The organism is Allobosea sp. NPDC003192 (assembly GCF_050275675.1).
In the GTDB taxonomy this organism is placed as follows: domain Bacteria; phylum Pseudomonadota; class Alphaproteobacteria; order Rhizobiales; family Beijerinckiaceae; genus Allobosea.
On the sequence record NZ_JBNNPK010000033.1, the window covers coordinates 1 to 13,390 of the forward strand.

General features: G+C 67.8%; 11 protein-coding genes. 10 read left to right on the forward strand and 1 reads right to left on the reverse strand.

Features of this window, described 5'->3' with window-relative positions; genetic code table 11:
* The 7 genes from ACQKLX_RS28540 to ACQKLX_RS28570 all read left to right on the forward strand — a co-directional run.
* Positions 1-750 (forward strand): aldehyde dehydrogenase family protein (locus tag ACQKLX_RS28540; protein WP_427364934.1); only part of this gene is annotated, 750 nt, incomplete at its 5' end.
* 107 nt (positions 751-857) lie between these two features.
* The gene (locus ACQKLX_RS28545) at positions 858-1,877 is read left to right on the forward strand and encodes a putative 2-aminoethylphosphonate ABC transporter substrate-binding protein (protein ID WP_427364935.1); all 1,020 of its coding nucleotides are present in this window, start codon (positions 858-860) and stop codon (positions 1,875-1,877) included.
* 48 nt (positions 1,878-1,925) lie between these two features.
* Positions 1,926-3,083 (forward strand): putative 2-aminoethylphosphonate ABC transporter ATP-binding protein, encoded by a 1,158-nt coding sequence (locus ACQKLX_RS28550; protein WP_427364936.1) that lies wholly within the window; start codon positions 1,926-1,928, stop codon positions 3,081-3,083.
* Positions 3,080-4,795 (forward strand): putative 2-aminoethylphosphonate ABC transporter permease subunit, encoded by a 1,716-nt coding sequence (locus ACQKLX_RS28555; protein ID WP_427364937.1) that lies wholly within the window; start codon positions 3,080-3,082, stop codon positions 4,793-4,795. Before ACQKLX_RS28550 ends, ACQKLX_RS28555 begins: the two co-directional genes overlap by 4 nt.
* Positions 4,796-4,817: 22 nt before the next feature.
* The gene (locus tag ACQKLX_RS28560; protein ID WP_427364938.1) at positions 4,818-6,482 is read left to right on the forward strand and encodes a Na/Pi cotransporter family protein; all 1,665 of its coding nucleotides are present in this window, start codon (positions 4,818-4,820) and stop codon (positions 6,480-6,482) included.
* Positions 6,483-6,490: 8 nt separating this feature from the next.
* Positions 6,491-7,030 (forward strand): RNA pyrophosphohydrolase, encoded by a 540-nt coding sequence (locus tag ACQKLX_RS28565; RefSeq protein WP_427364939.1) that lies wholly within the window; start codon positions 6,491-6,493, stop codon positions 7,028-7,030.
* On the forward strand, positions 7,027-7,872 hold the full coding sequence (locus ACQKLX_RS28570) for an EamA family transporter (protein ID WP_427364940.1): 846 nt from the start codon (positions 7,027-7,029) through the stop codon (positions 7,870-7,872). The genes ACQKLX_RS28565 and ACQKLX_RS28570 overlap by 4 nt, the downstream gene beginning before the upstream one ends.
* Positions 7,873-7,875: 3 nt before the next feature.
* Here the strand turns inward: ACQKLX_RS28570 and ACQKLX_RS28575 are convergent, their stop codons facing one another.
* Positions 7,876-8,754, reverse strand: coding sequence for a LysR substrate-binding domain-containing protein (locus ACQKLX_RS28575; RefSeq protein WP_427364941.1), 879 nt, complete (start codon positions 8,752-8,754; stop codon positions 7,876-7,878).
* A gap of 184 nt (positions 8,755-8,938) precedes the next feature.
* Here ACQKLX_RS28575 and ACQKLX_RS28580 point away from each other — a divergent pair, with 184 nt between their 5' ends.
* From ACQKLX_RS28580 to ACQKLX_RS28590, 3 genes are read left to right on the forward strand one after another with little or no spacing between them, the layout of a single operon-like run.
* Positions 8,939-9,733 carry an IclR family transcriptional regulator gene (locus ACQKLX_RS28580; RefSeq protein WP_427364942.1) on the forward strand — a complete coding sequence of 265 codons (795 nt, stop codon included), beginning with the start codon at positions 8,939-8,941 and terminating at the stop codon, positions 9,731-9,733.
* Positions 9,734-9,738: 5 nt separating this feature from the next.
* Positions 9,739-11,802, forward strand: a complete 2,064-nt coding sequence (locus tag ACQKLX_RS28585; protein WP_427364943.1) for a hydantoinase/oxoprolinase family protein — start codon at positions 9,739-9,741, stop codon at positions 11,800-11,802.
* Between the two features lie 23 nt (positions 11,803-11,825).
* A complete protein-coding gene (locus tag ACQKLX_RS28590) occupies positions 11,826-13,373 on the forward strand; it encodes a hydantoinase B/oxoprolinase family protein (RefSeq protein ID WP_427364944.1) in 1,548 nt (515 codons plus the stop codon).
* The last annotated feature ends 17 nt before the right edge of the window (positions 13,374-13,390 follow it).

The following is a 13,390-nucleotide window of genomic DNA, read 5'->3' on the forward strand; positions in this document are numbered from 1 at the left end:
TCGGTCCGGGTCGGCAAGCACATCGCCGCGACCGCCGGCTACAAGCGCATCGTGCTCGAGCTCGGCGGCAACGACCCGCTGATCGTCATGGAGGACGCCGATCTCGACAAGGCGGCCGAACTCGCGGTCACCGGCGCGACCAAGAACTCGGGCCAGCGCTGCACCGCGGTGAAGCGCATCCTGGTGGTCGAGAGCGTCGCCGACGCCTTCGCCAAGCTGGTGGTCGGGAAGGCCAGGAAGCTGAAATGCGGCGACCCGATGGACCCTGCGACCGATGTCGGCACGGTCATCAACGCCCGCTCGGCCGCGCTCTTCCAGGCCCGCGTCGACGATGCCGTGAGCAAGGGGGCTGAGGTTCTCCACGGCAAGCGCGCCGAGGGCGCCCTCTTCCACCCGACCGTGGTCGACCGCATCCCCTATACCTGCGAGCTCGTCCATGAGGAGACCTTCGGCCCGGTCATCCCGATCATCAGGGTGCCCGACGACATCGCGCAGGTCATCCGCATCTCGAACGCGACTGCCTACGGCCTCTCCTCCGGCATCTGCACCAACCGCTTCGACTACATCCAGCGCTTCGTCGCCGAGCTGGAGGTCGGCACCGTCAATCTCTGGGAGGTCCCCGGCTACCGCATCGAGATGTCCCCCTTCGGCGGCATCAAGGACTCAGGCCTCGGCTACAAGGAAGGCGTCGTCGAAGCCATGAAGTCCTTCACAAACGTCAAGACATGGTCAACGCCATGGAACGCGTGAGCAAGGAATAAGGCGCAGGCGGAGCGATCCGCCTGCGTTTTTTACATGTCAGGGGAAAGAAACGTCGAAAGAGCGTTCAAACCGATCAATAAAGAGGGGATGAGATCATGAAGAACTGGCTTGCTTCCTGCGTCATCGGCGCCGTCGCGCTCGCATTTCCCGGCCTCGCCCAGGCGCAGAAGACCAAGGTCACCATCTACACGGCGCTGGAGAATGACCAGCTCGGGCCGTTCAAGGCCTCGATCGAGAAGGCCGTGCCCGACGCCGACGTGGTCTGGGTCCGCGATTCCACCGGCGTGATCACCGCCCGTTTCCTGGCCGAGAAGGATAATCCGCGCGCCGACATGGTGATGGGCCTCGCCGCATCGAGCCTGCTGATGTTCGAGAAGGCCGGCCTGCTCGAAACCTACAAGCCCACCGGCGCCGACACGCTGAAGCCGGTCTTCCGCGACGGCAACGAGCCCTATACCTGGACCGGCATGGACGCCTATCTCGGTGTCGTCTGCTTCAACACCGCCGAGGCCAAGGGCGTCGCGGTGCCGACCTCCTGGAAGGACCTGCTCAACCCGGCGCTCAAGGGCAAGATCGTGATGCCGCACCCGGCCTCGTCCGGCACCGGCTATCTGATGGTCGCCGGCTGGCTGCAGAGCATGGGCGAGGCCGAGGGCTGGAAGTTCATGGACGGCCTGCACGACAACATCGCCGCCTATCTGCACTCCGGCTCGGCGCCTTGCGTCCAGGCGGCGCGCGGCGAGCGCACCGTCGGCCTGGCGCTCGACATGCGCGGCGCCGCCGAGAAGAGCAAGGGCGCGCCGATCGAGGTGGTGATCCCGAAGGAAGGCGTCGGCTGGGAGATGGAAGCCAGCGCCATCGTCAAGGGCAGCAAGAACCTCGCCGTCGCCAAGAAGGTCGCCGACTGGTCGACGAGCAAGGAGGCCAACGAGCTCTACTCGAAGACCTATGCCATCGTCGCGGCGCGCGGCATCGAGAACAAGCCCGCCAACTACCCAGCCAATGCCGAGGCCGGCATGATCCGGAACGATTTGTCCTGGATGGCCGATAATCGCGACCGTGTCCTCGCCGAATGGTCGAAGCGCTACGAGTCCAAGGCAGCACCGAAGAACTGACGCCATCGCGCCGGACGCCTCGCCGCGGCGGGCCGTCCGGCGCGTTTCATGCAGGGCGCGACGGCAGTCGCCCGTCCAACGCCATCGCTGCGCGTTCAAAAGAAGGTCGGTACGATGACCACGAACACGGCTCCGTTTATCTCGGTCCGCAAGCTCGCCAAGAGCTTCGGCAGCTTCCAGGCCCTGCGCAGCATCGATCTCGATATTCGCCGCGGCGAGTTCGTCTGCTTCCTCGGCCCGTCGGGCTGCGGCAAGACCACCCTGCTGCGCGCCATCGCCGGCCTCGACCCGCAGGACAGCGGCAGCATCCAGATGGGCGGGCGCGACGTCTCGCGGGCCAGCCCGTCTGAGCGCGATTTCGGCATCGTCTTCCAGTCCTATGCGCTGTTCCCCAACCTGACCGTCGCCGACAATGTCGGCTACGGTCTGGTCAACCGCCGCCGCCCCGCCGCCGAGATCAGCCGGCGCGTCGACGAACTGCTCACGCTGGTCGGCCTGCCCGATCAGGGCAAGAAGTACCCGATCCAGCTCTCGGGCGGCCAGCAGCAGCGCGTCGCCCTTGCCCGCGCGCTCGCGACCTCGCCGGAGCTGCTGCTGCTCGACGAGCCGCTTTCGGCGCTCGACGCCAAGGTCAGGCTTCGGCTGCGCGACGAGATGCGCTCGCTGCAGCAGCGCCTGGGCGTGACCACGATCATGGTGACGCATGATCAGGAAGAAGCGCTCGCCATGGCCGACCGCATCGTCGTGATGAGCGACGGCGCCGTCGAGCAGGTCGGCACGCCCGAGGAGATCTATCGCCGCCCGGGCACGCCCTTCGTCGCCGATTTCGTCGGCCACATGACCTTCCTCGACGCCGTCGTCACCGGGCCCGGCCAGGTCCGGGTCGGCGAGCTCGACCTGCTCGTCGCCAATGCCGCCCCTTTTGCTGTCGGCACGCCGGTGCGGCTCGCCATGCGCCCCGAGGAGGTCCGCACCCGCTCGATCACCGCCGACACCCCCAACCGCTTCGACGCGACGATCGGCGATCTCTCCTTCCTCGGCTCCTATTGCCGGGCCCATCTGGAGCCGACGAATTCGCGCTCGACGCGGATCGCCGCCGACTTCTCGACCAATGCGATGCGTGATCTCGCCATCCTGCCGGGGCAGGTCCGCACGGTCGCCTTTCCGCCGGAGGCGCTGCACGTCTTTGCCGGGGGTGGTCGATGAGCCACGCCGCGACACCGCTGACGATGACCAACGCCACCGTGAAGATCGCGACGCCGCGGCTCAGCGAACGCCACGTCGCCGGCGTGCTGATCCTGGCGCTGTGCGCGGTCCTCGTCCTGATCATCGCCCTGCCGCTCTGGGCGCTGCTCTCGAAGAGCCTGGAGGATGTCAACGGGCGCTTCGTCGGCCTGGCGAACTTCGTCACCTACGCAACCACGCCGACGCTGCTGGCGTCCCTGACCAACAGCCTGGTCGTGGCCGGACTGACCACCGCCATCGTGGTGCCGCTCGCCTTCGTCTATGCCTACGCCCTGTGCCGCAGCCGGATCCCCGGCAAGGGCCTGTTCTACGCCGCCGCCATGGTGCCGGTCTTCGCGCCCTCGCTGCTGTCCGGGCTCGCGCTGATCTACCTGTTCGGCAATCAGGGCCTGCTGAAATCCTGGATGATGGGCGCCTCGCTCTACGGGCCGGTCGGCATCATCGCGGCCGAGACCCTGTACAGCTTTCCGCATGCGGTGCTGATCCTCGTCACCGCACTCGCGCTGTCGGACGGACGGCTGCGCGAAGCGGCCGAGGCCATGGGCACGAGCCGCTGGCGCATCTTCCGCACCATCACCCTGCCCGGGGCGCGCTATGGCGTGATCAGCGCCACCTTCGTGGTGTTCACGCTCGTGGTCACCGATTTCGGCATCCCGAAGGTCATCGGCGGCCAGTTCAGCGTGCTCGCCACCGATGCCTACCGGCAGGTCGTCGGCCAGCAGAACTTCCCGATGGGCGCCGTCGTCGGCCTGATCCTGCTGGTGCCGGCCGTCCTCGCCTTCTTCGCCGACCGGATCGTCCAGAAGCGCCAGAGCGCGATGCTGTCGGCGCGGGCCGTCCCCTATGCGCCGAAGCCGGAGCGCCGGCGCGACCTTGCCTTGCTGGCCTTTGCCAGCCTGGTCGCGCTCGCGGTCGTCGGCCCCTATGCCGTCGCGGTCTGGGGCTCCTTCGTCCGCTACTGGCCGTACAATCTGTCGCTGACGCTCGCGAACTACGATTTCGCCACGGTCGAGCCGAGCGGCTGGGAGCCCTACCGCAATTCGCTGCTGCTGGCCTCGCTGACGGCGGTGATCGGGACGGCGCTGATCTTCAGCGGCGCCTATCTGATCGAGAAGCTCAAGGTCGCCCCGCGCCTGCGCGGCTTCGCCCAGTTTCTGGCGATGCTGCCGATGGCGGTGCCTGGCCTCGTCCTCGGCCTCGGCTATGTCTTCTTCTTCAATGCGGCCTGGAACCCGCTCGGCTTCCTCTATGGGACGCTCGCCATTCTCGTCATCAACACGATCGCGCATTTCTACACGGTCGGCCACATCACCTCGGTGACGAGCCTCAAGCAGATCGATTCCGAATTCGAAGCCGTCTCCGCCTCGCTCAAGGTGCCGTTCTGGTCGACCTTCCGGCGCGTGACGGCTCCGATCTGCATGCCGGCGATTCTCGACATCGCGGTCTATGTCTTCGTCAACGCGCTCACCACCGTCTCGGCCGTGATCTTCCTCTATGGCGCCGACACCAAGCTGGCCTCGATCGCGATCGTCCACATGGACGAGGCCGGCGCCGTCGCACCGGCCGCCGGCATGGCAGCCGTGATCATGGCGACCGCCATCGCGGTGAAGCTGGCGCATCTCGCCCTCGACCGGATGGTGTTCGGGCGCCTGCAGCGCTGGCGGCAGCGCTGAGCAAAGCTTGGGCGGCCAGATCATGCCGACGCAGACCCCCACCCAAACCCTGCTCGCGCTGGCCGGCGAGGTCGCGCTGCTGCTCTGGAGCGTCCAGCTCGTCACCGCCGGGGTGTTGGCGGCGCTCGGCAGCCGCTTGCGAGCGCTCGCGGCCTCGGGATTGTCGAGCCGCTGGCGTTCCTTCCTGGCGGGGCTCGGCGTGACGGCGGTGCTGCAATCCAGCACGGCGACGGCGTTGATGGTCAGCTCCTTTGCGGGGGCGGGCCTCGTCGCTTTGCCGGCCGCCCTCGCCATGATGCTCGGCGCCAATGTCGGCACCACCCTGCTGGTGCAGGTCGTGAGCTTCGACATCAGCCCCGCCGTCCCTATCCTCCTCCTCGCCGGCTATGTCGGCATGCGCCGCCTGCAGCGGGTCGCGGCGCATGAGGGTGCCAGGGTGGCGTTCGGCCTCGGCCTGATGCTGCTCGCGCTCAAATTGATGCATGCGACCATGCAGCCGGTGGAGCACTCCGACGTGCTGCGCACGCTGCTGTCCGCCCTGTCGGGCGACCCTGCGATCGCGCTTCTGCTTGCCGCCGTGCTGAGCTTCGCCGCCCATTCCTCGCTGGCGGCCATTCTCGTCGTGATGAGTCTTGCGACTGCCGGCGCCATCGGCCCGGAGGCGATGGTTGCGATGGTCCTCGGCTGCAATCTCGGCACCGCCATCAACCCGCTGGTGCAGGCCCGCAGCGCCGGGAATGCGGCGATGCGCGTACCGGTCGGCAATCTCGCCAACCGGCTCGTGGGCTGCGCCCTTGGCCTCCTCGCGCTGCCCTTGATCGTCAAGCTTCTGGCCGGGCTGCCATTGGCCCCGGCGCCGACAGCCGCGGCCTTCCATCTCGCCTTCAATCTCGTGATGGCGGCTCTGTTCCTGCCACCCTTGCCCGCAATCGCGCGGCTCCTGAGCCGGCTGCTGCCGGAGCCCGCGCCGGAACTCGACCCGGCAAGGTCGCGCTATCTCGACGAGTCGGCGCTGACGACGCCGTCGATCGCGCTGTCGAATGCGACCCGCGAGGTGCTGCGCATGGCCGATGTCGTCGACGACATGCTGAAGACATCGGCAAGCGCAATGGCAAGCGACGACGCCGGCTGCGTCGCCGCCATCCGGCGCGCCGACGACGTGCTCGACAGCCTCTACGACCAGATCCAGCTTTATGTCGGCGCGATCGCGCATGAAGCGCTGTCCGAGCATGACGAGCGACGCCTGTCCGCTTTGCTCGCGCTGGCGATCAATCTCGAGCATATCGGCGACATCATCGAGAAGAACCTGATGCAGATGGCCGGGAAGCGCATCCGCGACCAGCGCCGTCTACCAAACGCGGCGCTCACCTCGCTCAGCGACATGCATGAGCGTCTGCGCAACCATCTGCGCCTGGCCGTCACCGTCTTCATCTCTCAGGACGAGGCGACCGCCCGGCGGCTCGTGCGCGAGAAGGAGACCTTCCGTGAGCTGGAGCGCGAGGCGATCGAGGACCATCTCGCCGAGATGCGCAAGGGCGATCGCGAGGCGCTGGTCCTCAGCGCCCTGCGTCTCGACATCACCCGTGACCTGAAACGCATCGAGGCGCATATCGCAGCGACCGTGCACGGCCTGCTGGAGCATCGCGGGCTGCTGCAGACGACGCGCTTGCTGAACGCGGCCGAGTGAGCACGCCCATGACCGAGCCATCCTCCAACCTGCCCTATCGCCCGAATATCGGCATCGCGCTGTTCAACACCGAGGGCCTCGTCTTCGCCGGACGCGGCCGCAGCGCGGGGCCGGAGATCGTCGAGCCCGGCTTCGACTGGCAATTGCCGCAGGGCGGAATCGATCCCGACGAGGACATCGTCGCTGCGGCGCATCGCGAGCTCGCGGAGGAGACCGGCGCCACCTCGGTCTCGCTTCTGTCGGTGACGCAGGACTGGTGGGCTTACGACTTCCCGCCCTATGCCGGACCACCGCACAAGCTCGCGGCCTTCAGGGGGCAGCGCCAGCGCTGGGTCGCGTTTCGCTTCGAGGGGAGCGCGGCGGAGTTCGACATTTCCAAGCCGAATGGCGACGAGCCGGCGGAGTTCTCCGAATGGGCATGGCTGCCGCTCGCCGGGATGCCGGCTCGCGTCGTCTCCTTCAAGCGCGAGACCTATCGCAAGGTCGCCCTCGCCTTCTCGCCATTCGCCGTTCCCACGGCCTGTCCTCCCACCGAGCCCCTGGCATGACCCTCGGAACCTTCTTTGCCGTCCTCGCGGCGGCGGCCATGCATGCCGGCTGGAATGCCTTCGTCAAGGTCCGGCTGGAACCCATCCTGGCGATGACGATGATCTCGCTGACCGCCGGGCTATTCGCCCTGCCGGCGCTCGCGGTCACCGGGCTGCCGCGCGTCGAGGCCTGGCCCTGGCTCGTCGCCTCGCTGCTGCTCCATCTCGGCTACTATATCGGGCTCGCAGAAGCCTATCGGCGCGCCGAGATGAGCCAGATCTACCCGCTGGCGCGCGGCGGCGCGCCGCTGCTGACGACCGCGATCGGCGTCGCCTTCCTCGGCGAGCGGCTCGCTCCGCTCCAGCTCTTCGCAGTCCTCGTGCTGGGCCTCGGGATCATGTTGATCTCGATCCTCGGACGTCGGCGCGGCAGCCGCTTCGACTTCACGGCGCTCGGTTTCGCCGCCCTGGCTGCCGTGATGATCTGCGGCTACACGCTCGCCGATGGGCTGGGCGCACGCGCCGCCGGCGATCCCCATGCCTATTCGGCGGCGCTCTTCGCGATCGACGCGCTGCCGCTGACGCTCTTCGTCATGCTGCGCCGCGGCCGTTCCGCCTGGTCCGAGATGAAGCCGTTCTGGCTGCAGGGCGCCGCCGGCGGGGCGCTGGCGCTCGGCGCCTACTGGATCGCGATCTGGGCCATGACGGTGGCGCCCATTCCGCTGGTCGCGGCGCTGCGCGAGAGCTCGGTGCTGTTTGGCGCGTTCATCGCCTTCCTGTGGCTGAAGGAGCCACTGCAGCCCTCGCGCCTGCTGGCCTGCGGCCTGATCGTCGCCTCGCTGGTGCTGATGCGCATGGCGTGAGCGTCAGTCCTCCGCCGCCAATTCCTGGACCGTCTCGAAGAAGCTACGCACCAGCGGGATGCGTCGCCGCTCGGCCCGGCAGGCCGCGTATTCGCCCACTGAAAAATCCGTACCGGTGATCTCCAGGCACTTCACCTGCGCGTCGGCCCGGAACTCCGCGCTGAAGATCACGCCGATGCCGAACCCCGCCGCGACCGCCTCGCGCACCGCCTCGCGCGACTGCACCTCGAGCAGATTGGCCGGCCGCACCGAGGCCTCGAAGAGCCGTCCCTCGAAGACCTCCCTGGTGATCGAGCCGCGTTCGCGCAGCACGATGTCCTGCCCGGCGAAGGCTTCGATCGGGATCGCGTCATGGACCGCCAGCGGATGATCGCTCGACACGAAGGCGACCAGGCGATCCGAGCGGAGCTTGACGATGTGCAGCCGTGGGTCCGAGCTCTGCCGCGCCGTGATCGCGACATCGGCGGCGAAGTCCATGATCTGATCGACCACCTGCGATGAATTGCCGATCGTCATCGAGAAGGTCAGGCCCGGATATTTCTCGCGCATGCGGGCCAGCGCCGTCATCACATGGGTCGCGCTGTCGGCGGCGATGCGAAGATGCCCGCGCTGCAAGGTGCGCGTTCCCGCCAGCAGCGATTGCGCCTCGTCCTGAGCGGCGAACAGCCGCGCTGTGATGACGAAGAGGCTCTGGCCGAGCGGAGTCAGCTTGACCTGCCGCCCCATGCGATCGAACAGCCGGACGCCATAGGCCTCCTCCAGCCCTCGCACCTGCGACGACAAGGTCGGCTGGCTGACGTTCCGCGCCTTGGCGGCACCCGTGAAGCTGCTCGCCTCGGCAACGGCATGGAACGCGGCAAGCCCGGAATAGCTGATCGTCATCGCATAGACCCCTTCTATGGCAGCGAAGGAAGCTATCGCCTCGGCTGAAGTCAACATGGAGCGGCAGATCGGCCGCGCCCGGCATCCCAACCGCAGGCAGCTTGACAGGCAGCATGGCTCGCTCGTAGCGTATCAAATAATAAAATGATGTTTCATTATTTGAAACGAAACATGAGGAACGCCTTTGTCGACGCAGTCGCCAGAAGCCAAGGGTAAGTCCGCGCCGGCCGGCACCAGCACGCTGGATCTGGCGCTGCAGGCGGTCGAGTATCTGGTGCAGCAGAGCCGCCCGGCTTCGCTCGCGCAGATCGCCGAGGCGCTCTCGGCCTCGAAGGCGACGATCTATCGGCATCTGGTGACACTGCAGCGCCATGGCTTCGTCCGGCAGGAGGCCGAGACCGGCCGTTACGAGGCCGGGATCAAGCTGATGGTACTGGGCGAGCAGCTGCGGCAGCGCTTCGACATCGTCAGCGCCGCCCGCGAGGAGCTGATGACCCTGCGCGACCGAACCGGCCAGGCGGTCACGGTCTGCGCCGCCGTCGACGACGAATTGATCGTCCTCGAACTGATCCAGGGCCGCACGCTGATCGAATTCTCGACGCGGCCCGGCACGCGCCTTGCCTTCCACGCCAGCGCCCATGGCAAGATCTGGCTCGCCTTCGGCTCGCAGGAGCGCACGGCCGCGATTGCCGACGGCCCGCTAGAGGCCTGGACCCCGGCGACGATCGTCTCGCGGGAGAAGCTTCTCGCCGATCTCGACGTCGTGCGGGAGCGCGGCTGGGCGACGGCGCCCGACGAGGTCATCACCGGCGTCAACACGGTGGCCGCCCCGGTCTTCGACCATCGCAAGGTCCTGGTCGGCTCGATCGCCATCGTCGGCGCGACCCAGTTCATCCCGCCAGTTCCCGACCACGAACAGATCCGTGAAGTCGTCAGCAGCGCCGCACGCATCTCGCGTGGCTTGACCTGGAAAGACTAAAGACCATGACCTATTCGCTGGCCGTCGACATCGGCGGCACCTTCACCGACATCGTCCTGCGCGACTCCGACGGCAGCCTCAGCGTCGACAAGACCCTGACCACGCATCACGACCTGCTGGAAGGCTTCTTCCGCGGCGTCGATTCAGTGCTCGGCAAGGCCGGCATCGCCGCGGACGCGGTCAACGGCGTCGTGGTCCATGCCACGACGGTGGTGACCAACGCGCTGATCGAGCGCAAGGGCCTGCCGACGGCGCTCGTCGTCACCGAAGGCTTCAGCGACGTGCTCTCGATCCGCAACGAGCACCGCTACGACATGTACGACCCGCAGATCGAGTTCCCCGAGCCGCTGGTCACGCGCGAGCTGACCTTCGGCCTGAAGGAACGTGTCCTCGCCGACGGCACGCTGGCGCTGGCTCCGAGCCCGCAGGACATCGCGAAGCTTGCAGCCGAGATCCGCGCCAGCGGCGCTCGCGCCGTCGCGATCTGCTTCCTCAACAGCTTCGCCAACCCGGACAACGAGGCGCTGGTCGCAGCCGCCCTGTCGCGCGAGCTCAACGACGTCTTCATCTGCACCTCCGCGGAGGTCGCGCCGCAGATCCGCGAATACCAGCGTGCCTCGACGGCGACCGTGAACGCCTATGCGATGCCGATCTCGCAGCCCTATCTCAAGCGGCTCAGCGACCGTTTGCGCGGCGAGGGCTTCGCCAACACCCCGCTGATCATGCTGTCTTCCGGCGGCGTGGTCGGGGCCGAGACGGCGGGCAAGAACCCGGTGCGGATGATCGAGAGCGGCCCCGCGGCGGGCGCGCTCGCCGCCTGCCACTATGCCGAACTGCTCGGCATCGACCGGCTGATGTCCTTCGACATGGGCGGCACCACCGCCAAGGCCTGCCTGATCGAGAACCGCACGCCGCTGATCACCGGGCTGTTCGAGGTGGACCGGCGCTACCGCTTCCGCGAGGGCAGCGGCCTGCCGGTCACCGTGCCATCGATCGACCTGATCGAGATCGGCGCCGGCGGCGGCAGCATCGCCCATGTCGACGATCTCGGCCTGCTCAAGGTCGGCCCCGAAAGCGCCGGCTCCGATCCCGGCCCGGCCTGCTATGGCCGCGGCGGCCAGAGCGCCACCGTCACCGACGCCGATCTCGTGCTCGGCCTGATCGATGCCGAGAACTTCCTCGGCGGCGACATGTCGCTCGACAAGGCGGCCTGCGACGGCGCCATGACCAGGCTCGGCGAGGCGCTCGGCCTCAGCCCGGTGCAGGCTGCGCGCGGCATCTACCGCGTCGTCACCGAGGCGATGGCCTCGGCGGCGCGGACCCATGCCACCGATCGCGGCGTCGATTATCGCGGCCTGCCGCTCTTCGCCTTCGGCGGCGCCGGGCCGCTGCATGCCTGCGGCGTCGCCGAATTGCTGCAGAGCACCAGCGTGATCGTGCCGCCGCAATCGAGCGTGCTCTCGGCCTTCGGCACGCTCGTCACCCCCGTGCGGCTCGATCTCGTGCGCAGCGACCTGACCCGGATCGACCAGCTCGACTGGGCCCGCGTCGATCGCGTCCTCGGCGATCTCGAGAAGGAAGGGCTGTCGGCGCTGGGCGAATCCGGCTGCGCGCCTGCCGACGTCACGATTCTGGTCGGCGCCGACATGCGCTATGTCGGCCAGCAGCACGAGGTCACGGTCATCTTCGAGACCGATCCGCGGCTCGTCCGCGATGCTGGCGCGCTGACCGCCCAGTTCGAAGAGGCCTATCGCACGCTCTACGGCGTCAACCCCTCGCATGTCCCGATCGAGCTCGTGACCTGGCGTGTCGTCGCGCGCGGTCCCCTGCCCCATTCCGCCGGCCAAGCCGTGCCGAAGATCGCTGCCGGGGCGCCCAAGCGCCACCGGCCGGTCCATGCCTGGGAGGACGGCCAGTCGGTGCCCGTCTACGAGCGTTCGGCACTCGCCACCGGCCAGACCATCTCCGGCCCCGCCATCATCGAGGAGCGCGAAACCACGACCGCGCTGCCGCCCGGCTGGAGCGCGACGATCGACGCGCTCGGCTGCATCGTCGCCACGAAAGGGTAAGCCCGATGGCAAGGTCACATCCGATGGACGGAGTCGAACTCGAAATCCTCTGGTCGAACCTGATCGGCATCGTCACCGAGCGGGCCAAGGCGCTGCAGCGCATCGCCTTCAGCCCGATCGTGCGCGAGGCCGGCGACCTCGCCTGCGCGCTGTTCGACCAGCGCGGCCGCATGGTGGTGCAGGCCAATACCGGCACGCCCGGCCACATCAACTCGCTCGCCTTCGCCGGGGCCCATCTGGTGCGCCTGTTCAAGGACCGCTGCGAGCCCGGCGACGTGCTGATCACCAACGATCCCTGGCTCTCGGCCGGGCATTTCTTCGACATCACCATCCTGACGCCGATCTTCGATGGGCAGAAGCTGCTCGCCTATATCGGATCGACCATCCACCACACCGATATCGGCGGCTACGGCATCGGCGCCGGCGCCCGCGACGTGCATGAGGAAGGCCTCTGGATCCCGCCACTGAAGCTTTATGAGCGGGGCAAGCCGAGCGCGATGCTGCACGACATCATCCGCCACAATGTCCGAACCCCGGATGCGGTGTTCGGCGATCTCTCGGCGCAGGTCTCCTCCGGCGAGGCGGCGGCCGAGCATCTCGTCACCCTGTGCGAGCGCTATGGCATCGCCGATATCGAGACCCTGTCCGACGAAATCATCAGCCGCTCCGAGGATGCGACGCGCAACGCCATCCGCAAGCTGAAGCCGGGCACCTATCATGGCGAGGCGGCCTTCGACGTGCCCGGCGGCGAGGTCATTACGCTGAAGACAGCCGTCACGGTCGATACCGAGAGCGGTTCGATCATCGTCGACTTCGACGGCTCCTCGCCGCAGACGACGACCGGCATCAACGTCGTCCTCAACTACACGCACGCCTATTCGACCTTCGCGATCCGCTCTTGCCTCAATCCGGAGCTGCCGAACAACACCGGCTCGCTGGCGCCGATCGAGATCCGGGCGCCGGTCGGCTCGATCGTCAACTGCGCCTATCCGGCCCCGGTCAATGCGCGCCACGTCGTCGGTATGTACGTGCCGATGCCGATCCTGAAAGCGCTGCACCAGGTGATGCCGGAACGCGTGCTGGCCGAAGGATCCGGCGCGGTCTGGACCATCCAGATCCAGGGCCGGCGCGCCAATGGCGAGGCCTTCACCTCGTCGATGTTCAATTATTCCGGCGGCATGGGGGCCCGCGCCGGCAAGCCCGGCCCGAGCGCCACCTGCTATCCGACCGGCGTCGCGGCCGTGCCGATCGAGATCCTGGAAGCGGCGATGCCGATCGTCTTCGACCGCAAGGAATTGCGGCCGGGTTCTGGCGGCAAGGGCCGGATGCCGGGCGGCGACGGCCAGATCATCCAGTTCCACATGCTGACCGAGCATCCCTGGCTGCTGAACGCCGTGCCGAGCCGGCTCGACCGCGGCCCCGACGGCATCGATGGCGGCCTTTCCGGCGCGCCCGGCCGCTTCCTCGTCAACGGCAAGTCCGTCAGCGAGGCCAGGAAGCTGACCATGCAGGCCGGCGACGTCGTGCTGCTGGAGACGCCGGGTGGCGGCGGCTACGGCAAGCCGAGCTGACACTGACCGCCGCCAGA

Excerpts from the sequence above, each read along its gene's own strand:
- ACQKLX_RS28545 (WP_427364935.1), top strand. The coding sequence starts at position 858 with ATGAAGAACTGGCTTGCTTCCTGCGTCATCGGCGCCGTCGCGCTCGCA.
- ACQKLX_RS28550 (WP_427364936.1), top strand. The coding sequence starts at position 1,926 with ATGCAGGGCGCGACGGCAGTCGCCCGTCCAACGCCATCGCTGCGCGTT.
- ACQKLX_RS28555 (WP_427364937.1), top strand. The coding sequence starts at position 3,080 with ATGAGCCACGCCGCGACACCGCTGACGATGACCAACGCCACCGTGAAG.
- ACQKLX_RS28560 (WP_427364938.1), top strand. The coding sequence starts at position 4,818 with ATGCCGACGCAGACCCCCACCCAAACCCTGCTCGCGCTGGCCGGCGAG.
- ACQKLX_RS28565 (WP_427364939.1), top strand. The coding sequence starts at position 6,491 with ATGACCGAGCCATCCTCCAACCTGCCCTATCGCCCGAATATCGGCATC.
- ACQKLX_RS28570 (WP_427364940.1), top strand. The coding sequence starts at position 7,027 with ATGACCCTCGGAACCTTCTTTGCCGTCCTCGCGGCGGCGGCCATGCAT.
- ACQKLX_RS28575 (WP_427364941.1), bottom strand. The coding sequence starts at position 8,754 with ATGACGATCAGCTATTCCGGGCTTGCCGCGTTCCATGCCGTTGCCGAG.
- ACQKLX_RS28585 (WP_427364943.1), top strand. The coding sequence starts at position 9,739 with ATGACCTATTCGCTGGCCGTCGACATCGGCGGCACCTTCACCGACATC.
- ACQKLX_RS28590 (WP_427364944.1), top strand. The coding sequence starts at position 11,826 with ATGGACGGAGTCGAACTCGAAATCCTCTGGTCGAACCTGATCGGCATC.